General features: G+C 39.2%; 24 protein-coding genes, 1 tRNA gene, 1 pseudogene, 1 riboswitch and 1 other annotated feature. Of the genes and pseudogenes, 25 read left to right on the top strand and 1 reads right to left on the bottom strand.

The features are described from left to right. The first annotated feature begins 40 nt into the window (after positions 1 to 40). From FAR12_RS19490 to FAR12_RS19475, 4 genes are all read left to right on the top strand, one after another. Positions 41 to 1,018, top strand: a complete 978-nt coding sequence (locus FAR12_RS19490) for an electron transfer flavoprotein subunit alpha/FixB family protein (RefSeq protein ID WP_126410449.1) — start codon at positions 41 to 43, stop codon at positions 1,016 to 1,018. A gap of 230 nt (positions 1,019 to 1,248) precedes the next feature. Beyond that, positions 1,249 to 1,563: a thioredoxin gene (gene trxA / locus FAR12_RS19485; RefSeq protein WP_126410448.1), complete on the top strand. Its 315-nt coding sequence runs from the start codon at positions 1,249 to 1,251 to the stop codon at positions 1,561 to 1,563. 90 nt (positions 1,564 to 1,653) lie between these two features. Then, entirely contained in the window at positions 1,654 to 3,426 is a 1,773-nt protein-coding gene (gene uvrC / locus FAR12_RS19480) for an excinuclease ABC subunit UvrC (protein WP_126410447.1), read from the top strand. A gap of 69 nt (positions 3,427 to 3,495) precedes the next feature. Next, a riboswitch (Lysine riboswitch) is annotated at positions 3,496 to 3,674 on the top strand. Positions 3,675 to 3,895: 221 nt separating this feature from the next. Then, on the top strand, positions 3,896 to 5,125 hold the full coding sequence (locus FAR12_RS19475) for an aspartate kinase (protein ID WP_126410446.1): 1,230 nt from the start codon (positions 3,896 to 3,898) through the stop codon (positions 5,123 to 5,125). A gap of 59 nt (positions 5,126 to 5,184) precedes the next feature. Here the strand turns inward: FAR12_RS19475 and FAR12_RS19470 are convergent, their stop codons facing one another. Then, entirely contained in the window at positions 5,185 to 5,637 is a 453-nt protein-coding gene (locus FAR12_RS19470; RefSeq protein WP_126410445.1) for a YslB family protein, read from the bottom strand. A gap of 359 nt (positions 5,638 to 5,996) precedes the next feature. Between FAR12_RS19470 and FAR12_RS19465 the strand changes: the two genes are divergently transcribed. From FAR12_RS19465 to FAR12_RS19365, 21 genes and pseudogenes are all read left to right on the top strand, one after another. After that, entirely contained in the window at positions 5,997 to 6,605 is a 609-nt protein-coding gene (locus FAR12_RS19465; protein WP_126410444.1) for a succinate dehydrogenase cytochrome b558 subunit, read from the top strand. Between the two features lie 35 nt (positions 6,606 to 6,640). After that, a complete protein-coding gene (sdhA, locus tag FAR12_RS19460; protein ID WP_126410443.1) occupies positions 6,641 to 8,401 on the top strand; it encodes a succinate dehydrogenase flavoprotein subunit in 1,761 nt (586 codons plus the stop codon). 3 nt (positions 8,402 to 8,404) lie between these two features. Continuing rightward, positions 8,405 to 9,166, top strand: coding sequence for a succinate dehydrogenase iron-sulfur subunit (gene sdhB / locus FAR12_RS19455; RefSeq protein WP_126410442.1), 762 nt, complete (start codon positions 8,405 to 8,407; stop codon positions 9,164 to 9,166). A 565-nt stretch (positions 9,167 to 9,731) separates the two neighbouring features. Continuing rightward, the gene (locus FAR12_RS19450; protein ID WP_126410441.1) at positions 9,732 to 10,193 is read left to right on the top strand and encodes an acyl-CoA thioesterase; all 462 of its coding nucleotides are present in this window, start codon (positions 9,732 to 9,734) and stop codon (positions 10,191 to 10,193) included. A gap of 151 nt (positions 10,194 to 10,344) precedes the next feature. Further along, the gene (gene gerE, locus FAR12_RS19445; protein ID WP_019154738.1) at positions 10,345 to 10,569 is read left to right on the top strand and encodes a spore germination transcription factor GerE; all 225 of its coding nucleotides are present in this window, start codon (positions 10,345 to 10,347) and stop codon (positions 10,567 to 10,569) included. Positions 10,570 to 10,726: 157 nt separating this feature from the next. Then, positions 10,727 to 11,182 (top strand): MarR family winged helix-turn-helix transcriptional regulator, encoded by a 456-nt coding sequence (locus FAR12_RS19440; RefSeq protein ID WP_126410440.1) that lies wholly within the window; start codon positions 10,727 to 10,729, stop codon positions 11,180 to 11,182. 10 nt (positions 11,183 to 11,192) lie between these two features. Continuing rightward, positions 11,193 to 12,005, top strand: coding sequence for a glutamate racemase (gene racE / locus FAR12_RS19435; RefSeq protein WP_126410439.1), 813 nt, complete (start codon positions 11,193 to 11,195; stop codon positions 12,003 to 12,005). A 126-nt stretch (positions 12,006 to 12,131) separates the two neighbouring features. After that, positions 12,132 to 13,184 (top strand): GerMN domain-containing protein, encoded by a 1,053-nt coding sequence (locus FAR12_RS19430; protein WP_126410438.1) that lies wholly within the window; start codon positions 12,132 to 12,134, stop codon positions 13,182 to 13,184. A gap of 181 nt (positions 13,185 to 13,365) precedes the next feature. Next, the gene (rph, locus tag FAR12_RS19425) at positions 13,366 to 14,121 is read left to right on the top strand and encodes a ribonuclease PH (RefSeq protein WP_126410437.1); all 756 of its coding nucleotides are present in this window, start codon (positions 13,366 to 13,368) and stop codon (positions 14,119 to 14,121) included. Then, positions 14,118 to 14,720 (top strand): XTP/dITP diphosphatase, encoded by a 603-nt coding sequence (locus FAR12_RS19420; protein ID WP_126410436.1) that lies wholly within the window; start codon positions 14,118 to 14,120, stop codon positions 14,718 to 14,720. The genes rph and FAR12_RS19420 overlap by 4 nt, the downstream gene beginning before the upstream one ends. 14 nt (positions 14,721 to 14,734) lie before the next feature. Next, positions 14,735 to 15,250, top strand: coding sequence for a metallophosphoesterase family protein (locus FAR12_RS19415; protein ID WP_126410435.1), 516 nt, complete (start codon positions 14,735 to 14,737; stop codon positions 15,248 to 15,250). 144 nt (positions 15,251 to 15,394) lie between these two features. Continuing rightward, positions 15,395 to 15,471: transfer RNA gene (locus FAR12_RS19410), tRNA-Arg, on the top strand. A gap of 172 nt (positions 15,472 to 15,643) precedes the next feature. Then, positions 15,644 to 16,459 (top strand): annotated as a pseudogene (locus tag FAR12_RS19405) (alpha/beta fold hydrolase). Positions 16,460 to 16,930: 471 nt separating this feature from the next. Beyond that, positions 16,931 to 17,833 (top strand): branched-chain-amino-acid transaminase, encoded by a 903-nt coding sequence (gene ilvE, locus FAR12_RS19400; RefSeq protein ID WP_126410434.1) that lies wholly within the window; start codon positions 16,931 to 16,933, stop codon positions 17,831 to 17,833. 14 nt (positions 17,834 to 17,847) lie between these two features. Then, positions 17,848 to 18,102 (top strand) — a binding site (T-box leader). A 96-nt stretch (positions 18,103 to 18,198) separates the two neighbouring features. Beyond that, positions 18,199 to 19,917 carry an acetolactate synthase large subunit gene (ilvB, locus tag FAR12_RS19395; protein WP_126410433.1) on the top strand — a complete coding sequence of 573 codons (1,719 nt, stop codon included), beginning with the start codon at positions 18,199 to 18,201 and terminating at the stop codon, positions 19,915 to 19,917. Continuing rightward, a complete protein-coding gene (ilvN, locus tag FAR12_RS19390) occupies positions 19,914 to 20,432 on the top strand; it encodes an acetolactate synthase small subunit (protein WP_126410432.1) in 519 nt (172 codons plus the stop codon). Before ilvB ends, ilvN begins: the two co-directional genes overlap by 4 nt. Positions 20,433 to 20,462: 30 nt before the next feature. Further along, positions 20,463 to 21,476: a ketol-acid reductoisomerase gene (gene ilvC, locus FAR12_RS19385; protein ID WP_126410431.1), complete on the top strand. Its 1,014-nt coding sequence runs from the start codon at positions 20,463 to 20,465 to the stop codon at positions 21,474 to 21,476. Between the two features lie 19 nt (positions 21,477 to 21,495). Then, positions 21,496 to 22,608, top strand: a complete 1,113-nt coding sequence (gene leuB / locus FAR12_RS19380; RefSeq protein WP_126410430.1) for a 3-isopropylmalate dehydrogenase — start codon at positions 21,496 to 21,498, stop codon at positions 22,606 to 22,608. Between the two features lie 80 nt (positions 22,609 to 22,688). Then, positions 22,689 to 24,098, top strand: a complete 1,410-nt coding sequence (gene leuC / locus FAR12_RS19375) for a 3-isopropylmalate dehydratase large subunit (protein WP_126410429.1) — start codon at positions 22,689 to 22,691, stop codon at positions 24,096 to 24,098. Positions 24,099 to 24,111: 13 nt separating this feature from the next. Continuing rightward, entirely contained in the window at positions 24,112 to 24,711 is a 600-nt protein-coding gene (gene leuD / locus FAR12_RS19370; protein ID WP_126410428.1) for a 3-isopropylmalate dehydratase small subunit, read from the top strand. A gap of 115 nt (positions 24,712 to 24,826) precedes the next feature. Further along, a complete protein-coding gene (locus tag FAR12_RS19365) occupies positions 24,827 to 25,855 on the top strand; it encodes a tetratricopeptide repeat protein (protein ID WP_126410427.1) in 1,029 nt (342 codons plus the stop codon). Positions 25,856 to 25,911 lie beyond the last annotated feature (56 nt).

Below are 25,911 nucleotides of genomic sequence, written 5' to 3'. Positions count from 1 at the left end.
CTGGGAGAAAACTTGAAAATATCACACAGGGGGAATCGAAATGGCTAGAAAAGTATTAGTGTTAGGTGAAGTCCGTGATGGACAATTACGTAACGTATCATACGAAGCAGTCGGTGCAGCAAAAACAATTGCTGAAGGTGGAGAAGTAGTTGGGGTACTACTTGGCGCTTCTGTCAGTAGCTTAGCTGTAGAATTAATTCAAAATGGTGCTGATCGCGTTGTAGTCGTTGAAAATGATAAATTAGCCCAATATACATCTGATGGCTATGCGCAAGGTGTACTTGCGGTAATTGAATCCGAACAGCCAGAAGGGTTAGTAATTGGACACACTTCTCTTGGAAAGGATTTGTCTCCAAGGATTGCAGGTAAATTAAGCTCTGGATTAATTTCTGATGTAACATCCATTGAAGTTGAAGGTGGCAATATCGTCTTTACTCGTCCAATCTATTCAGGTAAAGCTTTTGAGAAAAAGATTGTGACCGATGGATTAATTTTCGCGACTGTTCGTCCGAACAATATTGCTCCGTTAGAAAAAGATGAGTCTAGAACAGGCGATGTATCAACACTTTCTGTTGATATTAAAGACTTGCGTACGATTATTAAAGAAGTGGTACGTAAGGCAACTGAAGGGGTTGACCTTTCAGAAGCAAAAGTGGTTGTAGCAGGTGGTCGTGGTGTTAAGAGCGAGGACGGCTTTGAGCCATTGAAAGAACTTGCTCAAGTACTTGGTGGAGCAGTTGGCGCTTCCCGTGGAGCTTGTGACGCTGAGTATTGTGACTATTCTTTACAGATTGGTCAAACAGGTAAAGTTGTAACGCCTGACCTTTACATTGCTTGCGGAATTTCTGGAGCAATTCAGCACTTAGCTGGTATGTCAAATTCCAAAGTCATTGTAGCGATTAATAAAGATCCAGAAGCGAATATCTTTAACGTAGCTGATTACGGCATCGTGGGTGATCTTTTTGAAGTCGTACCAATGCTAACAGAAGAGTTTAAGAAATTGAAAGTAAATGCATAAAAAGAGAATGTAAATTGGACGGGCGGCAAAATCCGCTCGTTCTTTATTTTTGAGACCTTTCATATTGTGAATAGAAGCCTTTTTTCAGGGAAAATTAGTTTCGAACAAATTATTAGCATCGCGTAATAATCGATGTTATACTGACCTTAGTATTTAATTACAATATTGGGCTATATAGGATTCAAGCTTATTTTCCTATCCATAGCTAGTTTATTTTAGGAGGCAAAACAATGGCGATTACAAATGTTACTGACCAAACTTTCGATACGGAAACTGGTTCTGGCGTAGTTTTAGCTGATTTCTGGGCACCATGGTGTGGCCCTTGTAAAATGATTGCTCCAGTACTTGAAGAATTGGATGCAGAAATTGGAGATAAGTTAAAAATCGTCAAGCTTGATGTAGATGATAACCAAGAAACAGCAGCTAAATTTGGTGTTATGAGTATCCCTACATTGCTTGTATTCAAAGATGGAGAAGTAGTTGACAAAGTAGTAGGCTTCCAACCAAAAGAAGCATTAGCTGAGCGCTTAAACTCACATCTATAAAATGTATGAAAAATCTCCTGACAAGATGTTGTCAGGAGATTTTTTTGTTATAGTTAACATAAATAGAGTCGTGTAGGTGGGGAAATCAAGATGAATGACACAATTAAAAATAAATTAGCACTACTCCCTGATCAGCCTGGATGCTACTTGATGAAGGACCGACAAGGAACGATTATTTATGTAGGAAAAGCGAAGGTATTGAAGAATCGTGTGCGTTCCTACTTTACGGGTTCCCATGATGGAAAAACACAAAGACTCGTAAGTGAAATCGAAGACTTCGAATATATCGTCACTTCTTCCAATATTGAAGCATTGCTATTAGAACTTAATCTGATTAAAAAGCATGACCCGAAATACAATGTCATGCTGAAGGATGATAAAACGTATCCTTTTATAAAATTGACGGCAGAACGGCATCCGCGTCTCATCACAACACGAAAAGTGAAAAAGGATAAAGGAAAGTATTTCGGTCCCTATCCAAACGTTGGTGCAGCCAATGAAACAAAAAAATTATTAGACCGTATTTATCCTTTAAGAAAATGCTCAACTCTTCCTGACCGAGTATGTCTTTATTACCATTTGGGACAATGTTTGGCTCCATGTGTGAATGAAGTCCCAGAAGCGACCTATCAGGAAATGGTTGAGGAAATTACAAAATTCTTAAACGGTGGCTATAAAGAGATCAAAAATGAGCTGACAGAAAAAATGCTGAAGGCTTCTGAAGAGTTGGATTTTGAAAGAGCGAAAGAGTTTCGCGACCAGATTGCACATATCGAGTCAACGATGGAAAAGCAAAAGATGACGTCTACTGACTTCACAGATCGAGATGTATTTGCTTATGCTGTGGACAAAGGCTGGATGTGTGTACAGGTCTTTTTCGTGAGACAAGGAAAACTGATTGAACGAGATGTCTCAATGTTTCCGATTTATAGTGAGCCGGAAGAGGAGTTTTTAACATTTCTCGGCCGCTTTTACGATCAAGCAAGCCATTTTAAGCCAAAAGAAATCCTTTTACCAGAGAAAGTCGATGAGCAACTTGCTAATGCACTTCTAAACGTTAAAATCATTCAACCAAAGAGGGGCCAAAAAAAGGATTTGCTCCTGCTTGCGAAAAAAAATGCGACGATTGCCCTAAAGGAAAAATTCTCATTAGTTGAACGAGATGAACAAAGAACGATTAAGGCTGTGGAACAGTTAGGAGCTCAACTGGGTATTGCCACGCCTCATCGCATTGAGGCATTTGATAATTCGAATATTCAAGGGACTGACCCTGTATCTGCAATGGTTGTGTTTATTGATGGAAAGCCATCAAAGCGCGACTATCGAAAATATAAAATTAAGACGGTGACAGGACCAGATGATTATGATTCGATGCGTGAAGTTGTTCGTAGACGATATTCAAGAGCGTTAAAGGAAGCTCTTCCCCTCCCAGATCTCATTATGATTGATGGGGGAAAAGGACATGTAGAGGCTGTTCGAGATGTTCTTGAAAATGAATTAGGTCTTGATATTCCTCTTTCAGGTTTAGTGAAGGATGATAAGCATCGCACATCTCAGCTATTATTTGGAAATCCTCTTGAAATGATTCCACTGGCAAGAAATAGTCAGGAATTTTACCTGCTTCAAAGGATTCAGGATGAAGTCCATCGCTTTGCCATTACATTCCATCGTCAATTGCGAGGGAAGACTGCTTTTCAATCGATTTTGGATGACATTCCAGGAATCGGTGAAAAGCGAAAGAAACAGCTATTAAAAGCTTTTGGCTCGGTCAAAAAAATGAAAGAGGCGTCTCTTCAAGAATTCCGAGACTTAGGAATTCCACCGAATACAGCCGAGTTATTGTTTAGAAAATTGCAAGAATAACATTGTTTTCAAAAAATGGCTATGCTATAATGAGAACAATTTCATAACGCTATCACTTTACTTAATTAAAGTGAAGATAGAGGTGCGGACATTAAGAGTAAAAGCTCGGAGAAAGATGAGTTTCTGTGAGGGGCTTTGAAAGGGATGGACCGCCGAAGTGAAGAAAGACTCATATCTTTCTAAGCTGGTTCTGTATTGAATAAATGCAGGATTGTCAAGATGTTATGTCTTGGAGAGCTATCTTTTGGTGCGAACGTACAATTTCTTTTTTTACGTTATATTACGCAGCAATGAGATAGAATCTCATTGCTTTTTTTATTGTCTTCTTTTGGAGAGAAAGTACTATTCTCAATGAGAAAAAAGCTTTCATAAGTGCAAAATGATTTTTTCTTTATGTGAAAAGTCACTTTTTGTAAAGACTATGAGAAAAGCAAAAAAGATTCTAGGGGAGAAGAAAGAAGGGACAAAAGTGGGATTAATCGTACAAAAATTTGGTGGTACTTCAGTAGGAAGTCCAGAACGAATCATGAATGTCGCAACTCGTGTCATTGAAGAAAAGAACAGAGGCAACAACGTAGTGGTAGTCGTTTCTGCAATGGGAAAAACTACGGACCAGCTTGTTTCTTTAGCACAAGAGATATCAAAGCAACCTAGTAAAAGGGAAATGGATATGCTTCTTACGACAGGAGAGCAAATTACGATTTCCTTATTAGCAATGGCTTTACATACTAAGGGGTATGATGCGGTTTCGTTTACGGGTTGGCAAGCAGGTATAGAAACGGAGCCCGTTTTTGGAAATGCACGCATTCTAAATATTGATACAAACAGAGTCAATAAAGAACTTGAAGAAGGGAAAATCGTTGTAGTAGCCGGCTTCCAAGGGTCAACAATCGATGGTGAAATTGTTACGCTTGGTCGTGGGGGATCAGATACAACGGCAGTTGCTCTAGCAGCAGCACTAAAAGCGGATAAATGTGATATTTATACAGATGTAACAGGCGTATTCACAACCGATCCTCGATATATAAAGGATGCGAGAAAATTATCAAGCATTTCATATGACGAGATGCTTGAATTAGCTAATTTAGGGGCTGGCGTACTTCATCCACGAGCTGTTGAATTTGCAAAAAATTATCAAGTCCCGCTAGAGGTTCGCTCAAGTATGGAAAAGGAATCAGGAACGATTATTGAGGAGGAAGGCAGAATGGAAGAAAATTTAGTTGTTAGAGGAGTTGCTTTTGAAGATGAAATCACGAAAGTAACCGTATTAGGACTTTCGAATACATTAAAGAGCCTGTCTACGATTTTTACAACGTTGGCAAAACATCATATTAATGTGGATATTATCATTCAAAGTACAACAAATAAAAATACAACTGATGTATCTTTTTCCATTCAATCCCAGGACATTAAGGATACGCTACAGGTCTTTGTTGACCATAAAGAGGTACTCCAATACGAAAATATTCAGTTTGAGGAAGATTTAGCAAAAGTTTCTATTGTCGGCTCAGGCATGGTTTCAAATCCAGGAGTAGCTGCTACGATGTTTGAAGTATTAGCAGCGAATGATATCGAAGTGAAAATGGTTAGTACATCTGAGATCAAGGTCTCAACTGTAGTTGAAGAAAAAAATATGCTCAAGGCTGTAGAAGCCCTGCATCAAGCTTTTGAATTAGCTCGTACAGCTGTGAAGCAATAGAGCAAAAAAATAGCCAAAATGCGTTTGTACGCTTTTTGGCTTATTTTGTACATATAGTATTAATCAACCGGGTCCTTACGATCCCACTTGATCGTGAAGATGATTTTTTTCGCGCGTTTTTTCGGATGCTCATAGCACTCTGCGATAACGTCTTTCTGGAATTCGATTTGTTGGGCAAGGAATCCTGCTTCGAGCTGGAAAGTTGATGTATCTTTTTTCTTCGATCCTTCCGAAGTTAGGATGCTTGTCAGTTCAACTTCTAGTTCATTTTTTGCTTCGTTCAAAATTGTCAAATGGCCCCAACCTGCTTTTTGGAAAAAATCAATAATCTCGTTCATTGATTGTAGTGGGAATTTTCGTGCTAGGTCTTTTCCAGCCCAATAAAGAATGGCTGAGGTTTCTTTACCTAGAATATTTGGCAAAAGTATTTCGCGTATTAGTTCATATCCAAACACTGGAACAGAGTCAGACTCTGTTTGAATGACGATTTCAGAAGTATTTATTTCGGTCAACGTTCTTCCCCTCTTTCTATGATTCTATTATATACAATTTATTCGATTTTACGCGTAAAAAATAAAAAAAGAATAGTTATACAATTAGTAATAATTGCTATTTTAATATATAGAAAAAAAGGGGACAAACAAAGTAATTTTCATTGTTTATAATATCAAAAGATTTTGTTTATATAGGAAATTTTGTGTATCCGTTTTCTTGACGCTCTCCATAGTAGGGAGTAAAATGAACATGTCACACAATTGTAAAAAATGTCGAACTATTTTTTACATAGTGAGTATGATTGAATTTCCTATCAAAGGGGAATAGGGAAGAAACGAAAAGCTTCGTGGCTTAAATTCAAAAAGGGGGTAAATTCATGGCGAGTAATCGAGAGTTTTTTAATCGCAGGTTGCATTCACTGCTTGGTGTTATTCCAGTTGGGCTTTTCCTTGTACAACATCTAGTGGTCAATCATTTTGCTACTGGAGGAGAGGAATCCTTTAACAAAGCTGCACATTTTATGGAATCTTTACCTTTTAGAACTTTCTTAGAAATTTTTGTTATTTTCTTACCATTGTTGTTTCATGCAATTTATGGAATTTATATTGCCTTCACAGCAAAAAATAATGTGAGCCGATATAGTTTTTTCCGCAACTGGATGTTCTTACTCCAACGCGTAACTGGCGTAATTACACTCATCTTTCTTGCGTGGCATGTATGGGAAACGAGAATTGCGGCCGCTTTCGGAGCTGATGTTAACTTCGATATGATGGAAAGTATTCTATCAAATCCATTCATGGTTGCATTCTACGTAATTGGAGTCGTATCTGCGATTTTCCATTTTGCGAATGGACTATGGTCCTTTGCTGTGAGCTGGGGAATTACTGTTTCTCCAAGATCACAATTAATTTCCACATATGTAACGTTGGTAATTTTTATTGCCCTATCAATTGTAGGGATTCGTGCAATATTCGCGTTCGTTTAATAGATTGCTAGAGATATAAGTTAGGAGTGATACGCGTGGCTAAAGGAAAAGTTATTGTAGTCGGTGGTGGATTGGCTGGCTTAATGGCAACGATCAAAGCTGCTGAGACAGGAACATCAGTAGAATTATTTTCATTAGTACCAGTGAAACGTTCTCACTCTGTTTGTGCCCAAGGTGGTATTAATGGAGCGGTAAATACAAAAGGTGAAGGAGACTCACCTTATATTCATTTTGACGATACCATTTATGGTGGAGACTTTTTAGCAAACCAAGCGCCTGTTAAAGCGATGTGTGAAGCTGCGCCTGGAATTATCCATTTATTTGACCGTATGGGTGTAATGTTCAACCGTACTCCAGAAGGATTGCTAGATTTCAGACGTTTTGGAGGTACACAGCATCACCGTACTGCATTCGCAGGAGCGACAACAGGACAACAGCTTCTTTATGCATTAGATGAGCAGGTTCGTCGTCATGAGGTTGCTGGACTAGTATCCAAATTTGAAGGCTGGGAGTTCTTGGGAGTAATTGTTGATGATGAAGGAATTTGCCGTGGAATCATGGCGCAAAACCTAACATCAATGGAAATTAAATCATTCCCTGCTGATGCGGTTATTCTAGCATCTGGTGGCCCTGGAATTATCTTTGGTAAATCTACTAACTCTGTTATTAACACTGGTTCTGCTGCATCTATCGTGTATCAGCAAGGCGCTTATTATGCAAATGGTGAGTTTATTCAAATTCACCCTACAGCGATTCCTGGGGATGACAAACTTCGTCTAATGAGTGAATCTGCTCGTGGAGAAGGTGGACGTGTTTGGACTTATAAAGATGGTAAGCCTTGGTATTTCTTAGAGGAAAAATATCCTGCGTACGGAAACTTAGTTCCTCGTGATATTGCTACTCGTGAAATTTTTGATGTGTGTGTAAATCAAAAATTAGGAATTAATGGAGAAAACATGGTGTACCTGGATCTTTCTCATAAAGATCCTAAAGAGCTTGATATTAAGCTTGGTGGAATTATTGAAATTTATGAGAAGTTTACTGGTGAAGACCCTCGTAAATTACCAATGAAAATCTTCCCGGCTGTTCACTATTCAATGGGTGGTCTATGGGTTGATTACGATCAAATGACGAATATTCCTGGCTTATTTGCAGCAGGTGAATGTGATTATTCGCAGCACGGTGCAAACCGTCTTGGAGCAAACTCATTACTATCTGCCATTTATGGTGGTATGGTTGCTGGTCCAAATGCTGTGAAATATATTAATGGTCTTGAAAAGAGTGTTGATTCTCTTTCTTCTTCTCTATTTGATCAGCATGTTCAACAAGAACAAGAGAAATGGAACAACATCATGTCCATGGATGGAACTGAAAATGCTTATGTTCTTCATAAAGAGCTAGGCGAATGGATGACAGATAATGTTACTGTTGTTCGTTACAATGATAAATTATTGAAAACAGACGAGAAATTACAAGAGCTACTTGAGCGTTATGAAAATATTAATATTAATGACACAGCAAAATGGAGCAACCAAGGGGCTGCGTTCACTCGTCAGCTACAAAACATGCTTCAGTTGGCTCGTGTTATTACAATCGGTGCTTACAATCGTAATGAAAGCCGTGGAGCTCATTATAAGCCAGACTTCCCTGAGAGAAATGATGAGGAATTCCTAAAGACAACAATGGCAAAATTTGTAGATGAGAAACAAGCACCTGCATTCCACTACGAAGATGTAGACACTTCCTTAATCGCACCGCGTAAGCGTGATTATTCTAAGAAAAAGGAGGAGAACTAAACTATGTCTGAAACTAGAACTGTTCGATTTATTATTTCAAGACAAGATTCACCTGAAGCTGAACCATATCAGGAAGAATTTGAAGTACCTTATCGTCCGAATATGAACGTAATTTCTGCATTGATGGAGATTCGTCGTAATCCAGTTAATGCAAAAGGACAAGAAAGTTCTCCAATTACTTGGGATATGAACTGTCTGGAAGAAGTATGTGGAGCTTGTTCCATGGTTATCAACGGAAAACCGCGTCAATCTTGTTCGGCGATTGTTGACCAACTTGAGCAACCAATTCGCTTAGAGCCAATGCGTACATTCCCTGTCATTAGGGACTTACAAGTGGATAGAAGCCGTATGTTCGATTCCTTGAAAAAGGTAAAGGCATGGATTCCGATCGATGGTACATACGATCTAGGTCCTGGACCTCGTATGCCTGAGAAAAAACGCCAATGGGCTTATGAGCTATCAAAATGTATGACTTGCGGTGTTTGTCTAGAAGCTTGTCCAAACGTAAATAGCAATTCCAACTTTATCGGTCCTGCACCGCTTTCTCAGGTTCGCCTATTTAACTCTCATCCTACTGGAGAGATGCATAAAGCTGAACGCTTAGATGCTATTATGGGAGACGGTGGACTTGCTAACTGTGGAAACTCACAAAACTGCGTTCAATCTTGTCCAAAAGGTATACCATTGACAACATCAATCGCAGCATTAAATAGAGACACTGCAATTCAATCATTCAAGAACTTCTTCGGAAGCGATCAAGTGTAAGTATAATATGGAAAGCTGTCCCGATTGGCTGTTTCAAGGCCTTTCGGGGCAGCTTTTTTGCATTTGTCGGACAGAATAGAGATGTTATAGAGGAATGTGGCGTACAATCGGAATTTGTCTGACAGAATAGAGCTATTTTAGAGAAATGTGGCGTACAAATAGGATTTGTCTGACAGAACAGGGCCTTTTGAGAGAAATGTGGCGTACAAATAGGATTTGTCTGACAGAATAGAGCCTTTTGAGAGAAATGTGGCGTACAAATAGGATTTGTCTGACAGAATAGAGCCTTTTGAGGGGAATGTGGCGTACAATCGGAATTTGTCTGACAGAATAGAACCTTTTGATAGAGATGTGTCGTACAAAACTTATTTGCTATACAGAAGGGCGTAATTTTCAAAATATCCTGTAGTACACGATTATCAGCGCTAAAATTACCTCTTTCAGAAAGCAACCCTGCACAATGTAATTCTCCTCATTGCACCCAACCATTCTAAAGTATTCCCAATTATCCGAAAATGATTTATAATGAATGAATAGTCATTCATACAAACTAGGAGGGATTTAGATGAGCAGAATTAGCTATATAGACGATTTAGTCGCGTGGCAGAAGGATTTTGATTTTTATTATCCAGTAAAAGTAAGATTTTCCGAGACGGATATGTTTGGACATTTAAACAATACGGTCCCTTTTACATATTATGAAGAAGCGCGGATTGAATTTTTTAAGAGCAAAGGATTCATGGCTGATTGGTTGAATGAAAAAAGCGAGGCTATAATTGTTGTGGCAGACCTGCAATGTGATTTTCTTAAACAAGTATTTTTCGACGAAAGATTAAGGATATATGTGAAGGCGAATAGTGTTGGAACTTCCTCAGTCGATATTCACTATATGGGAAAAAATGAAAACGGAGATATTTGTTTTGTGGGCCGTGGTACGATTGTTCAGATTTCTAGAAAGACAGGTAAGAGTCTTCCATGGACAGAAAGTATGAAGGAAGAATTTGAACTGAAAGAGGGAGCTATCTAATAAACTCCGCATTCGCACATTTTTTTATAAAACACGAACTCCTTTAAAGGATTGTAGTCACTCCCGTTGATTAATTCACATATGATATCGTGACTAAATATATACCCACCCCGCTGTTCATAGCTGGCGAAGGCAAGGAGGGTTACAATACTTGAAGGAGAATGAATATACTCACAAGCCATTACTCACCAAACGTGAAAGAGAAGTATTTGAGTTATTAGTACAAGATAAAACTACGAAAGAAATCGCTAGTGAACTGTTTATCAGCGAAAAAACGGTTCGGAATCATATTTCGAATGCCATGCAGAAACTCGGCGTTAAGGGGCGTTCACAAGCCGTTGTAGAGCTCCTTCGAATGGGAGAGCTAGAACTTTAAATGAAAACCGGCTATCCAATTTGGGTGCCGGTTTACACATTTTCGACAGTATCCGACGACCTACTTCTATTTCTTCTTGAAATTTCAAGAAAAAAGGTAGAAAATAAAAGAAAATTATATGCTTGGTACGGATTCGGAATAGGGGAGTGGTAGTGGGATGGAGCAAGAGAAAACGAAAGAGCCTAAAGATTTATCGATTGTTGCAGACATAGAAAAGGATTTGCGATACATATCAGGAATTGTGAAACAAAAGGGAAGAGAAATCCTTAGTAATTATACAATTACGCCTCCTCAGTTTGTCGCCTTGCAGTGGCTTTTTGAAGAAGGAGACATGACAATTGGTGAATTATCGAATAAAATGTATTTAGCCTTTAGCACAACAACTGACCTTGTCGACCGAATGGAACGCAACGAATTAGTGAAGCGTGTAAAGGACCCGAAGGATCGACGTGTCGTCAGGATTCATCTTTTAGCAGAAGGGGAAAGAATTATTGACGAAGTAATTAAAAAACGTCAAGTTTACCTTCAGGAAGTGCTAAAAAATCACTCTGATGAAGAGGTTATCACGCTAAAGGACAACTTAATGCGATTACATCAAGATATGCGAGAATGAGGCGAGATTTTTGGAACAACCAATTGGGATTATTGATTCTGGTGTAGGTGGTCTAACGGTAGCAAAGGAAATCATGAGACAGCTACCGTATGAACAGATTGTATATTTAGGCGATACAGCTAGATGTCCATATGGCCCCCGCTCCGGTGAAGAAGTAAAAAAGTTTACATGGCAGCTTACAGATTTTTTATTAGATAAAAATATTAAAATGCTCGTTATTGCTTGTAACACGGCTACCGCTGTGGCTCTGGAGGAAATTAAAAGAACCTTACCAATTCCGGTTATTGGTGTGATTTATCCAGGAGCGATAACGGCTCTAAAGGTAACGAAGAATTATCAAATTGGTGTGATTGGAACCATTGGAACAATTAAGAGTAATGCTTACGAAATTGCCTTAAAATCGATTAATGGAAAAACAAAAGTGACCAGCTTGGCTTGTCCGAAATTTGTTCCATTAGTAGAGAGTGGTGATTATGATGGTCCAGTCGCAAGAAAGGTTGTGGCGGAAACGCTCATTCCGCTACAAAATAAAGGATTAGATACCCTAATATTAGGCTGTACCCATTACCCGCTTTTAGAACCGATCATTAAAGCGACGATGGGAACAGGTATTAATGTGATTAGTTCAGGGGAAGAAACGGCAAGAGAAGTAAGTAGTATCTTAAATTATAAAGGTTTGCTTACGAACAATAGTGAGATTCCAGAACATGAATATTTCACAACAGGTTCAAGTCGTATTTTTTCAAAAATCGCTTCGAGCTGGCTAGGGAAAGATATCACCAATGTACAAAAAATCAAAATTGGAAGTAAAAGTCTCCGTTAAGGAGGCTTATTTTTTTGATTGTGTTAACAACATTTTATATTTGTCCATTTTTTTTATCAGTTGCGGTCTAATTTGAAAATAGGGCTCGTATATATGTTAGTACAAACTGTCTTTGGAGGGATATGCATGTCCATTAACAAGAGAACTACTATATTCACATCAGTGATTATTTCATCCGTTCTGTTATCTGGCTGTGGATTGCTAGGAAGTGAAAAGAAAGAGGAAATAGATCCGCCTAAAACGGTAACGTATACTGATGACGGAACAGTTACAGAGGGAAGTGTTGCTGAAGAAGGTGTGGATCAAGAAGTAGCAGAAGAAACGATTGGAACAGAGCTTTATTTGTTTGATAAAAATGGTTATGTGGTACCTCAGACGTTGGAGCTGCCCAAAACCGAATCAGTCGCAAAACAAGCGATTGAATATTTAGTTCAAGATGGGCCAGTTACAGAACTATTGCCAAATGGATTTGCAGCGGTTTTACCGGCTGACACAGAAGTAAATATTAATGTGAAAGACAAGACAGCGATTGTCAATTTTTCGAATGAGTTTAAAAATTACAAACCAGAGGACGAACTGAAGATATTACAGGCAGTCACTTGGACATTAACTCAATTTGATTCGATTGAGAATGTGAAGCTCCAATTAAATGGTCATGATTTAAATGAAATGCCAGTAGCTGGTACACCAATTGGTGCATCAATTAGTCGTGTAAATGGAATCAATATTGATACTTCAGATGTTGTGGATATTACAAATACAGAAGCGGCAACAGTCTATTATGTAGCTGGAGATGAGGGAGCATACTACTATGTCCCTGTCACGCGTCGCGTTGAGGAAAATGATATTGAAGGCCTTGTAGCAGAATTGGTCAAAGGTCCGAGCTATAATTCACCTTTAATTAATGATTTTGCTCCTGATGTTGCTCTATTAGATGAGCCAAAGATTGAAGATGGAAAAGTGACATTGAATTTCAATGAATCCATTTACGGTAGCTTTGAAGAAAAAATCATTTCTGAGCATGTCTTGAACTCACTTGTTCTTTCTCTAACTGAACAGAAGGGCATTGAAAGTGTTGAAGTGATGGTAAATGGAAAAGCAGATCTTGTCAGAGAGAACGGGGAAAAGCTAGCCGAACCAGTTACTCGACCTGAAAATGTCAATACAGGTAGTTTTTAAAAAATCTTTTTTGATATACTATATAAAGGACGAAAGTAAGAGGTTGGCTAAATGGGGCCACCTCTTCTTTCATTGAAGTTCTTTCAATATAAGGGAACTTAATTCAAATACGTTAATGCAGAAATTATACTTAAATCATTGTAAAATAGACTCTAGTGTATGGAGAAGGAGGAAATAACAAATGCGTCATGACGAAAGAGAATCCTTTCAATTGCGACCAATCCAAATTGATACGGATTATTTAATACATCCAGAAGGCTCTGTACTCATTACAGTAGGGAATACGAAAGTAATTTGTACAGCAACGATTGAAGAGAAGGTACCTCCTTTTATGAGAGGACAAGGGAAAGGCTGGGTTACTGCAGAATATTCGATGCTTCCTCGTGCCACAGGACAACGAAATATTCGGGAATCAGCTAAAGGGAAAATTACAGGGCGTACGATGGAAATTCAACGTTTAATCGGCCGAGCACTTCGGGCAGTTGTTGATTTAGAGGCTCTTGGCGAAAGAACAGTATGGGTAGATTGTGATGTCATCCAAGCAGATGGAGGTACAAGAACTGCTTCCATTACAGGTGCTTTTGTAGCGATGACGCAAGCATTACATAAGGTTTATAAGGACCGTAAGCTTTCCAAATATCCGGTCAAGGATTTCCTTGCGGCAACAAGTGTTGGAATTTTAGAAGACAATGAAGTTGTACTAGATTTAAATTACATAGAAGATTCACAAGCAAATGTTGATATGAATATCGTTATGACAGGTAATGGTGAGTTCGTAGAGGTGCAAGGAACAGGAGAAGAAGCTACTTTTTCCTATGATCAATTGCAGCAGTTGTTAAAAGCAGCGCAGGAAGGGATTTCTGAACTATTTGAACATCAACGTATGGCGATTGGTGAAGAAGCAGCGGCAAAAATTGAGGAGAAAAAATCTAAATGAAAACTGTAATTATCGCGACAAAAAATAGAGGCAAGGTGAAAGAATTCGAAAGAATGTTCCTTCCACTAGGCTATGAAGTAAAAACATTATTAGATTTTGATGATTTCGAGGATATTGAAGAGACAGGTAAGACATTTGAAGAAAATGCACTTCTGAAAGCAGAAGCTGTATGTAAAATAACTGGGCAGGTCGTCATCTCTGATGATTCCGGGTTAATTGTTGATGCTTTGAACGGAGCTCCAGGAATCTATTCAGCACGTTATGCAGGTCTTGAAAAAAGTGATGAGGCCAATATGGATAAGGTTTTAAAAGAACTTGAAGAGGTTCCCGATGAAGAAAGAACTGCGCGTTTTTACTGTGCATTAGCTGTTGCATTTCCAGATGGAGAATCCCTTACTGTACATGGTACATGCGAAGGGATGATTTTAAGGGAGAGAAGAGGAAATCATGGCTTCGGCTACGATCCAATCTTTTTCGTGAAGGAACTTGGAAAAGCAATGGCGGAGCTCGAGCCTGAAGTAAAGAGCCAAATCAGTCATCGTGCTAAGGCTCTAAAAAATCTTGAAAGCATATTGAATTCAAGTAAATTTAGTTTGTAGAAGGTGCGATTTTTATGGCAAAGGTGCTAGTTGTAAGTGATAGTCATGGCCAACGGGCAGAACTTGAGGAGTTAAAAAAACGCCATGGACAAGAAGTCGAGCTCATGATTCACTGTGGTGATTCAGAGCTTGAAAAAAACGATGAGGAAATACAGGGATATACTGTGGTGAAGGGAAACTGTGACTTTACAGGAGATTTTGAAAATGAAATCTTTGTGGAATCTAATGGTCTTCGCTTTTTCGTCACTCACGGACATCTTTTTGGTGTGAAGTCTTCGTTGATGAAGTTACTTTATCGTGCAGATGAGGTCAGTGCCCAGGTCGTTTGTTTTGGACATTCTCACCTATTGGGAGCGGAATTAGTTCGAGGAAAGCTGTTCCTTAACCCAGGTAGTCTTCGCTTACCAAGAGGAAGACAAGAACGGACTTATGTACTCTTAGACATCCAAGGGAATAAAGTTGAACTAGAAGTTCATGATTTCGACCGTGGTGAAATGGTGGAATTGCGACAAACGTTTAATCTCGGATGATTGTGTGAAATAATCAAGGGGGTAAGCACCCCTTTGATTTTCACAGCAAAAAAATGAATTTTTCTATTGACTTTTAAATGTTAGCCTAATATAATAAAAAATGTCCTCGAAAAACAAGTGAGACAAAAAAGAATACTTATATTTGTCCCAGTAGCTCAGCCGGATAGAGCATACGCCTTCTAAGCGTACGGTCGGGAGTTCGAATCTCTCCTGGGACGCCATTTATACACACCATATACATACCCGTTAAGTTGACGAAACTTAACGGTTTTTTTTATGCCATTTTTATTATTTTCGATGTTATAAATAGGTACTTCCATTTTGAGACAAATCTAAACTTAGTATAAAATTAAAATAGTATAGACGATTTTAGAATGGGAAGAAGGGCGAGGAATGGCATACTGTAATGTTTCCAACGCAGAGATTTATTATGAAGAGGTTGGAGAGGGGATACCAATACTATTGATACATGGCTTTGCACCCGATCACAGACTAATGAGTGGGTGTATGGAGCCAGTGTTTACTGAAAGAAATGGCTTTAGACGTATTTACATAGATCTTCCGGGAATGGGATTAACAAAAAATTATAATGAAATCAGCAGTTCTGACGAAATGTTAAATGCCGTATTGGAATTTATTGAAGCTGTCCTGCAAAATCAAAAATTCTTAATTGCTGGGGAATAATATGGTGGTTATATAGCCAGAGGAATAATTGAAAAACGTAAGGAACAAATTTTAGGAGCGGCTTTCATTTGCCCGGTTATTATTCCTAATAAAGAAGAAAGAACAGTCGATGAACATAAAATTATGAGATCGGACGAACAATTTATTGCAAGTCTTACTAATGACGAATTAGAAGATTTCAAGGCAAATCAAGTTATTCTTGATGAGTATAATTGGGTAAGATACAACGAGGAAGTTTTAAATGGGTGTAAAATTGCAGATGAGAATTTATTAATAAAGGTAATGGCTAAATATGAATTTTCCTTTAAGGTGGATCAAGTTGAATTTGAAAAACCTAGTGTGTTCCTTTTAGGGAGACAGGATTCTGTTGTTGGTTTCAAAGATGCACTAGAAATAATAGATAAATATCCAAGAGGTACATTTACTGTATTGGATACCGCGGGTCATAATTTGCAAATTGAACAACCAGAAATTTTTAATTCGCTGCTACACGAATGGTTAGACCGAATTGAATCATCCCTTTAAAACATCAGAGATTGGTAAAGGAAAGGGAAATTTACCGTGAGGCTGCTTTTGGGCAGCTTTTTTTTCATTTTTGAACTTGTCCATCCTCGAAATTGTTAAAGCGCTTTCTTCGGTGTTAGGAAAGCTAACATTAAATCCGTGTTTCTTCTATTAATATATCTATGAAAAATTGGGCTCTTAATTCTAAAAAAATAATCGTCAAAAAATTATAAAAATTTTTCTTTTCGTAACGATTGACGTACCAATATTGTAAGCGGATTCAAATTAAAAGATTTATTTAAATAATCGCACAATTCTTAAAAATACTGTTGACGAAGGGAGAAAATCCGAGTAAGATAGTCCTCAAATATAAGATCTTGGATAAGGAACTGAAAGCGCGATAAATTTTTGGAATCTTTAATTATATCTTTTTTTTACTCAGAATTTCAGTCGTTTAAAGCGGTTTAATATTAAAGTAAAGAGGTGAGTTTCGTGCCAGAGCAATGGATATTCCTAAATGATCAATACGTCACGAAAGAAAATGCCAAGGTTTCTGTCTACGACCATGGCTTCCTCTACGGTGACGGTGTATTTGAGGGAATTCGAGTATATAGCGGGAATATTTTTCGCATGAAGGAGCATATGGAACGCTTATATAACTCTGCGAAATCAATTCTCTTAAATATTCCATATACAGAAGAAGAACTAACGAAGATCATTGCTAATACTGTTGAAAAAAATAATGTAGAAGATGCTTATATCAGAGTTGTTGTTTCTAGAGGGATCGGTGACCTGGGATTGGATCCATACAAATGTCCGAAAGCGAGCGTTGTGGTCATAGTCGAACCATTGTCCATTTTTCCGAAAGAATTATACGAATCTGGCCTAGAAATCGTTACTGTAGCTACGAGAAGAAATCGGCCAGATGTGTTGAGCCCGAAGGTCAAATCCTTGAACTACTTAAACAATGTACTTGTGAAAATTGAGGCTCATCTAGCAAATGTAAGTGAAGCTCTAATGTTAAATGACCAAGGCTATGTAGCAGAAGGCTCTGCTGACAACGTCTTTATTTTAAAAAATGGTTGTTTCTATACACCACCAGGATATGTTGGTGCTTTAGATGGAATTACAAGAAATGCGGTTATCGATATTGCTCAAGAACTTGGCTACGAAGTAAAAGAAGAACCGTTCACTCGACATGATGTTTATACCGCAGATGAGGTGTTTTTAACTGGCACAGCAGCAGAAGTAATTGCGGTGGTAAAAGTGGATGGTAGAACGATAGGGGATGGAGTTCCTGGCGTCCACACGAAAAAACTTTTAGCAAAATTCCGCGAACGGGTTGTTCTCGAAGGTGTGAAGGTTTACACCGAAAGGACGCCAAACGTAAGCTAAGGATTACTTCATAATGTAAAGCGACGAAGAGGATAAGTAGTTTTATTGATAGTTGATTAACAGAGAGCCGGAGGTGCTGAGAACCGGTAGTCACTACATAAAATGAACTCACCTCAGAGTGCTGTCTTGAAAGAATGATCGAGTAGAGACAGTCGAGTGGTAGACACTCGTTATCAAAAAGGTCAGAGTGTTGGCCATAAGTGCACGCAAGCTATTGCGTGAACAAGGGTGGTACCGTGGAAAAGCTATAAAGCCTTTTCATCCCTTTCGCCTTATTTTTTTAGGCATACGAGGGATGGGAGGGTTTTTTATATTGTTTAAATCTTGGTTTAAAAAATTTTGAATGGATAAGAGGAGGGCAAGGAATGTTACAGGAAACTGCCTTTACAAACATAAAGGCTGAAAACAAACCGATGAGTGGTTCGGAGCTTTTGCTGCAAGCTTTAGAAAAGGAGAATGTTGAAGTAATTTTTGGGTATCCAGGTGGGGCAGTCTTACCTATTTATGACAAAATCTACGATTCTAAAATTTTGCATGTTCTACCGCGTCATGAACAAGGAGGAATTCATGCTGCTGAAGGCTATGCACGAATTTCTGGAAAACCAGGTGTCGTGATTGTAACATCAGGGCCCGGTGCAACGAATATTGTCACTGGATTAACAGATGCGATGATAGACTCTCTTCCGCTCGTTGTCTTTACTGGGCAAGTTGCAACTGGTGTGATTGGAACAGATGCTTTCCAAGAAGCGGATGTTTTAGGAATCACAACTCCGATTACTAAATATAACTATCAGGTTCGAAATGTTGAGGATATCCCTCATGTGATTAAAGAAGCTTTTTATATAGCAACTTCAGGTAGACCGGGTCCTGTTCTCATCGATATTCCCAAGGATATTGCCATCGGGACTGCAGAAGTTCCGGAGGAAAAGGAAATTCAGTTACCCGGCTATCAACCAACGTTAAAACCAAATTATTTGCAAATTCGCAAGCTAACTGAAGCGGTAAGCAGAGCGAAAAAGCCAGTCATTTTAGCAGGTGCAGGAGTATTACATGCCAATGCTGCTGCTGATTTGAAAGCATATGTTGAGCAACAGAAAATTCCGGTTGTTCATACTCTGCTTGGACTCGGTGGATTTCCTGCAGAACATGAGATGTTCCTAGGAATGGGTGGAATGCATGGCTGTTATGCCGCTAATATGGCCCTCTATGAGGCTGACCTTCTTATCAATATCGGTGCTCGATTTGATGACCGGTTAACAGGGAACTTAAGCTGCTTTGCTCCGAATGCAACGGTTGCTCATGTCGATATTGACCCAGCTGAAATCGGCAAAAATGTTCCGACTGAAATCCCAGTAGTAGCTGATGCGAAAGAAGCGTTGGTTCAACTAATTGCTCAAGAAGGAAAACCGCCTTCCAATGAAGAATGGCTGCAAACATTGACAAGCTGGAAGGAAGAATATCCTTACTTCTATGAAAATGATCATGCACTTAAGCCACAAAAGGTTTTAGAAATGCTTTATGAAAAAACAAACGGTGAAGCGATTGTCGTAACCGATGTAGGGCAGCATCAAATGTGGGCAGCTCAATTTTATAAGTTCTCTAAGGCAAATCGTTGGGTAACATCAGGCGGATTAGGAACGATGGGATTCGGATTGCCGGCTAGTATTGGTGCCTCTCTAGCAGATAAAGATGCTTGTGTTTTAGCGGTGCTTGGAGATGGTGGCTTTCAAATGACTACACAGGAGTTAGCTGTGATTCGAGAATTCAATCTACCGGTAAAGATTGTCATTATGAATAATGGATCGCTCGGAATGGTGCGGCAGTGGCAGGAACTCTTTTACGAAGAACGCTATTCACACAGCAAAAATCCAATCCAGCCATCCTTCGTGAAGCTTGCGGATGCTTACGATATCAAAGGGTATGTGATTGAAACTGAGGAAGAAGCAGAGAAAATTTTTACAGAAGTACTAAGCAACAAAGACCCGGTGTTGCTTGATATCCGTATTGATCCGAAAGAAAACGTGTATCCAATGATTGCACCAGGAAAAGGCTTGAATGAAATGGTAGGTGTGAAAAAGCAATGAAAAGGATTATTACATTAACCGTAAACAATCGGCCAGGGGTGTTAAATCGAATTACGAACCTCTTTTCGAAAAGAAATTACAACATTGAAAGCATTACGGTTGGTCATTCAGAAGTTGAAGGAGTTTCGCGCATTACCTGTGTCGTCAATGTGGAAAATGACAGTGTCATTGAACAAATTACGAAGCAATTAAACAAGCAAATTGATGTTCTCAAGGTGTCAGACCTTAGTGACCAAGCGATTGTTTCGAGAGAACTGGCTTTAATTAAAGTTCTTTCCACACCTAATACCCGGAGTGAACTGAATGCATTAATCGAACCATTTAGAGCTTCTGTAGTTGATATTGGCAAGGATACTCTTGTTATTCAAATTACTGGAGAATCCGATAAAATTGAAGCTTTTATCGAACTCATTAAGCCTTATGGCATTAAAGAATTAGCAAGAACAGGCACAACAGCCTTCTTAAGAGGAACTCAACGCGGTAATAATCCAGTAAAAAATATATCAATCGTTTAAAAAACAAACATATAGAGAGGGAGATTACAAATGGCAAAAATGTATTATAACGGAGATGCGAACGAGCAATATTTAAATGGAAAAAAGGTAGCTGTTATTGGATATGGTTCACAAGGGCATGCCCATGCACTGAATATGAGAGACAGTGGCGTAAATGTTGTTGTTGGATTACGCCAAGGAAAGTCTTGGGATAAAGCAGTAGAAGATGGATTGGAAGTTTACTCTGTTGGAGAAGCAACGGCACAAGCAGATGTGGTCATGATTCTTTTACCAGATGAATTACAACCGAAAGTATACAAAGAAGAAATCGAACCGAATCTGACAAGCCAAGCGTTAATGTTTGCTCATGGTTTCAATATTCATTTCCATCAAATCGTTCCACCGAAAACTTGTGATGTTCTATTAGTTGCTCCAAAAGGACCAGGACATCTCGTAAGAAGAACATACCAGGAAGATGCTGGTGTACCTGCATTGTTTGCCATCTATCAAGATGTTTCTGGAGAGGCTAGAGAATTGGCCCTTGCATACGCAAGAGCAATCGGAGCGTTAAGAGCTGGAGCACTTGAAACAACGTTCAAAGAAGAAACAGAAACGGATCTTTTTGGTGAACAAGCTGTACTTTGCGGAGGTACGACAGCCCTCGTTAAAGCAGGATTTGAAACACTTGTAGAAGCTGGTTATCAACCAGAATTAGCGTATTTTGAAACATTACATGAGTTAAAGCTAATCGTAGACTTAATGTATGAAGGCGGCTTAGCTGGAATGCGCTATTCGATTTCTGATACAGCACAATGGGGAGATTTTGTCACAGGACCTCGTATAGTAACAGATGAAGTGAAGAAAGAGATGAAAGCAGTTCTAAAGGATATCCAAGATGGACAATTTGCAAAGAGTTGGATTCTTGAAAACCAAGCGAACCGTCCAGTATTCAATGCCATCAATGAAAGTGAAAATGAGCATTTAATCGAGAAGGTCGGTAAAGAGCTTCGTGCAATGATGCCGTTCGTTAACAAAAATCGTAAAAAGGAAGTTGTATCAAAATAAATTTTATGGAGGGGTAATGGTGAAAAAACGAATCGCTATTTTACCAGGAGACGGTATTGGAAAAGAGGTTACTAGAGGTGCGGTTGACGTCCTCCAAGCAATTGGAGAACGATTTGGACACCGGTTTTCCTTCTCCTATGGGAAAATTGGTGGTGGCGCAGTAGATGAGATGGGTACACCATTGCCAGATGAAACAATTGAGCTATGCAAAAATAGCGATGCGGTTCTATTAGGAGCAGTTGGTGGTCCGAAGTGGGATCAAATACCTGTCCATCTACGTCCAGAAAGAGGTTTACTAAAAATTCGTAAAGAGCTCGACCTTTATGCAAATTTACGTCCAACAATCTATTATTCTAGTCTTGCGGACGCATCACCATTGAAAAAAGAAGTGATTGAGGATGTCGATCTATTAATGGTGCGAGAGCTAACAGGTGGCCTTTATTTTGGAAAGCCAAGTGAGCGTTCTACCCAGGATGGTCGTGATGTCGTAGTTGATACGTTGTTTTATCAAAAAGAGGAAATGACTCGAGTGATCAAGCTTGCATTTGAGTTAGCCAAAAATCGTGGTGGCAAAGTCACGTCTGTTGATAAGGCCAATGTATTGGAATCTAGTCGAATGTGGAGAGAAGTTGCAGAGGAAGTGGCGAAGGATTTCCCAGAAGTAACCCTTGAACATATGCTTGTAGACAATGCAGCGATGCAGATGGTTCGAAATCCAAAGCAATTCGATGTTGTTGTGACAGAGAATATGTTTGGAGATATCTTGAGTGATGAGGCATCTGTTTTAACAGGCTCTCTCGGAATGTTGCCATCTGCTAGTATTTCGGAAAAAGGTCCGTATCTGTATGAACCGATTCATGGATCGGCACCAGACATCGAAGGGCAAAATATTGCGAATCCCCTTGCTACCATTCTTTCGGTCGCGATGATGCTACGACTTTCCTTCGGATTAGAGACTGAGGCACAAGCGGTGGAGTCATCCGTTAATGAAGTATTAAATAACGGCTACCGTACTAGAGATATTGCATCACCAGGGAAAAAGCTAGTCTCGACAACTGAAATGGTTGAAGAAGTAAAGGCAACAATTCTTGAAAATGAAGCCACTCAAAGCATTATGAGTTGTTACGTCTGATTCTAGAACTTTACTCAAACACTGAAACACGACCCTAGAGGTCGTGTTTGACTATAAAGTAATATTAGGAGGGGATAAAGATGGGGAAATCAATCGTAGATAAGATTTGGGCAAATCATGTAGTCCATAGAGAAGAAGGAAAACCGGATTTGCTCTATATCGATTTACATCTTGTTCACGAAGTTACCTCACCGCAGGCCTTTTCAGGCTTAAGGATGAAAAATCGGAAGGTTCGTAGGCCAGATAAAACGTTTGCTACAATGGACCACAATGTTCCGACGATTAATCGTAAGCAAATCGATGACCAAGTCGCTTTAAATCAAATGACAACCCTTGAGAAAAATTGTCTTGAATTCGGAATAGAACTTGCGGGCATTGATAGTCCAGAGCAAGGAATTGTCCACGTGATTGGTCCTGAGTTAGGTCTGACACAGCCAGGAAAAACGATTGTTTGTGGAGATAGCCATACTTCTACTCACGGTGCCTTTGGGGCATTAGCTTTTGGAATCGGAACGAGTGAGGTTGAACATGTTTTGGCGACACAAACATTGTGGCAATCAAAGCCAAAAACATTGAAACTTGAAATCAATGGAGAGTTGGCAAAGGGTGTTACGGCAAAGGATGTTATTTTGTACGTTCTTGCTACTTATGGGATTAGATTTGGTACAGGTTATGTCATCGAGTATTGCGGTGATGTCATCAAAAACCTTTCGATGGAAGAGAGAATGACGATTTGTAATATGTCGATTGAAGGTGGAGCTCGAGCAGGTTTAGTAAGTCCTGATGAGACAACCTTTGAATACTTACGAGGACGCAAACATGTTCCAAAAGGAGAAGGTTTTGACCAAGTTGTCCAGCAATGGAAAGAGTTAGCCTCGGATTCAGATGCTGAATATGACAAGGTTATCGTCGTTGACGGAAGTGATATTGCTCCGATGGTCAGCTGGGGAACAAATCCTTCGATGACAGCAAAGGTAGATGCAAGCATCCCTCGTCAAAATGATTATCAGACCGAACTAGAGAAAGATTCTCTGGTGAGAGCTCTCTCATATATGGGATTAGCAGAAGGTCAAAGAATTGAAGATATTAAGATTCAACATGTGTTTATCGGTTCCTGTACAAATTCGAGAATTGAGGATATTCGAGCGGCAGCCGAGGTTGTAAAAGGGCAAAAAGTACATCCTGAGGTGAGAGCGTTAGTTGTGCCAGGCTCTCAACAGGTTAAGAAAATTGCTGAAGCAGAAGGCTTAGATAAAATTTTTGTGGATGCAGGGTTTGAATGGCGCGATGCAGGTTGTAGCATGTGCTTAAGCATGAATGCTGACGTGGTCCCAAGTGGCGAACATTGCGCTTCTACCTCGAACCGGAATTTTGAAGGACGTCAAGGTGCAGGTGCAAGAACGCATCTCGTGAGTCCGCAAATGGCTGCCGCTGCAGCATTAAATGGTCATTTCGTTGATATCCGCAAGGCTACAGTAGGGGCAGTATAAGGGAGGGATTACAATGAGTGGATTCAAAGAATTTGAAGGAAAAGCGGTAGCGCTTGATCGAGCCAATGTAGATACGGATCAAATCATTCCGAAGCAATTTTTAAAGAGAATTGAAAAAACAGGTTTTGGTAGATTTTTATTTTACGACTGGCGTTATAAAGCTGAAGGAGTACTTAATGAAGAGTTCGAACTAAACCAGCCGGAAAATCAAGGGGCAACAATTCTAATTGCAAATGAAAACTTTGGTTGCGGTTCTTCAAGAGAACATGCACCATGGGCTCTCCTTGATTATGGTTTTAAGGCAGTCATCGCTCCTTCTTTTGCCGATATTTTTCATCAAAACTGTTTGAAAAATGGGATCGTTCCTATTGTTCTAACAGAAGAGGAAGTCGGATTCTTACTAGCAAAAGGGAAGGAAAAATCCTTTACTCTTTCCATCAATTTAGAAGAACAGAGTGTTACCGACCATGAAGGTTTTTCAACACAGTTCCCGATCTCACAGTATTGGAAAACGATGCTTGTGAATGGATGGGATGAAATTGAAATCACTCTTCAGCTCGACGATGAAATTTCAGCCTTTGAGCAACAACGGGAAGCTGCTTTACAAAACTAATGATACTTACATTTTATATAGAAGCAGACGGCTAGTTTTAACCGCTTGCTTCTATTTTGTTTTTTTTGCTTGTACATGCTAAACTTACCTCAATAAATTTTAAGGCGGTACATTTATGAAGAAAAAGGGACGAAAGAGAATAGATGGCAATGTTATTCTGTTTCCAAACCTTGAAAAGAGGTTACTAGATCGAGGGCTAGAGCAGCTTCAAGAGAAAAATTTTTCAGAGGCTATTCAGCTGTTTGAAGAGGCGAAAGCTCTCGCCCCTGAGGATTCGGATATTTATGTTGGTCTTGTTTTAGCCTACTATGAAGCAGGAGCTTTGCAAAATGCTAAGCAACTTGCTAAGGAAATGCTGAAGGAAGATATCGGCGACTATTTTCAAACGGTTGATTTGTATTTAATGATTCTTGTTCAACTCCATGAATATGATGAAATTATCACAACCATTGAGGTACTAGAGGAAGAACGGGAAATTCCGCTCGATAAGCAAGAGCATTTTTCGAAATTACTAGCCTTTAGTAAACGAATGGCAGATGCCAGGACTTTTTCAGAGTATGAGGAAGAAAACGAGGATTTATTAGATTTTGAGGAGCCTGTGAATTTTTCCTTAGAGGGAGACCCAAATAAACAGGTTTTGGCGATTGCGGAGCTTGCACATAAAAATGTGAGACCATACATAGAAGAAGTAAAGGATTACTTAAAAAGTAAGGATGGTCATCCTTTTCTTAAAACGATGCTATTAAATATTTTACAAGAGCAAGAATATGAGAAAGAGATTCATATTGAGAAATTCGATTCGGAGAAAATGGTAATCCCAACAGCTATTGTTCCCATTCGAGAGAGCGAGCAGTTTCTTGAAATCAAACAGGTACTAAATCCGATTGAGGATAAGGACCCGATTTTGTTTCAACAGATGCTGAGTCTCTTGGAAAGACACCTGTTTTTAATTTCTCCATTTGAATTAGAACCTAAGGACCCACGTGTGTGGGCAGCTTCTTATCATCTCATTGGCTTAGAATTTAATGGAGTGGAAATGCTGATAGATGATATGGCGATTCAATATAAGGTAGAGCTAGCTGAAATGGAAAAGGCTTGTTCCTTCATAAGAAAATTAGAAAAAATTTCTTATCCGATAATCTAGCTTCTGTAGTTGAAACGGACAAATCGTATGTTATAATGTAGTGGTTGTAATGTGTA

This window comes from Bacillus yapensis (assembly GCF_005280205.1).
In the GTDB taxonomy this organism is placed as follows: domain Bacteria; phylum Bacillota; class Bacilli; order Bacillales; family Cytobacillaceae; genus Robertmurraya; species Robertmurraya yapensis.
The sequence above is the reverse complement of the archived record's forward strand: the minus strand, read 5'-3'. Positions and strand labels throughout refer to the sequence as shown.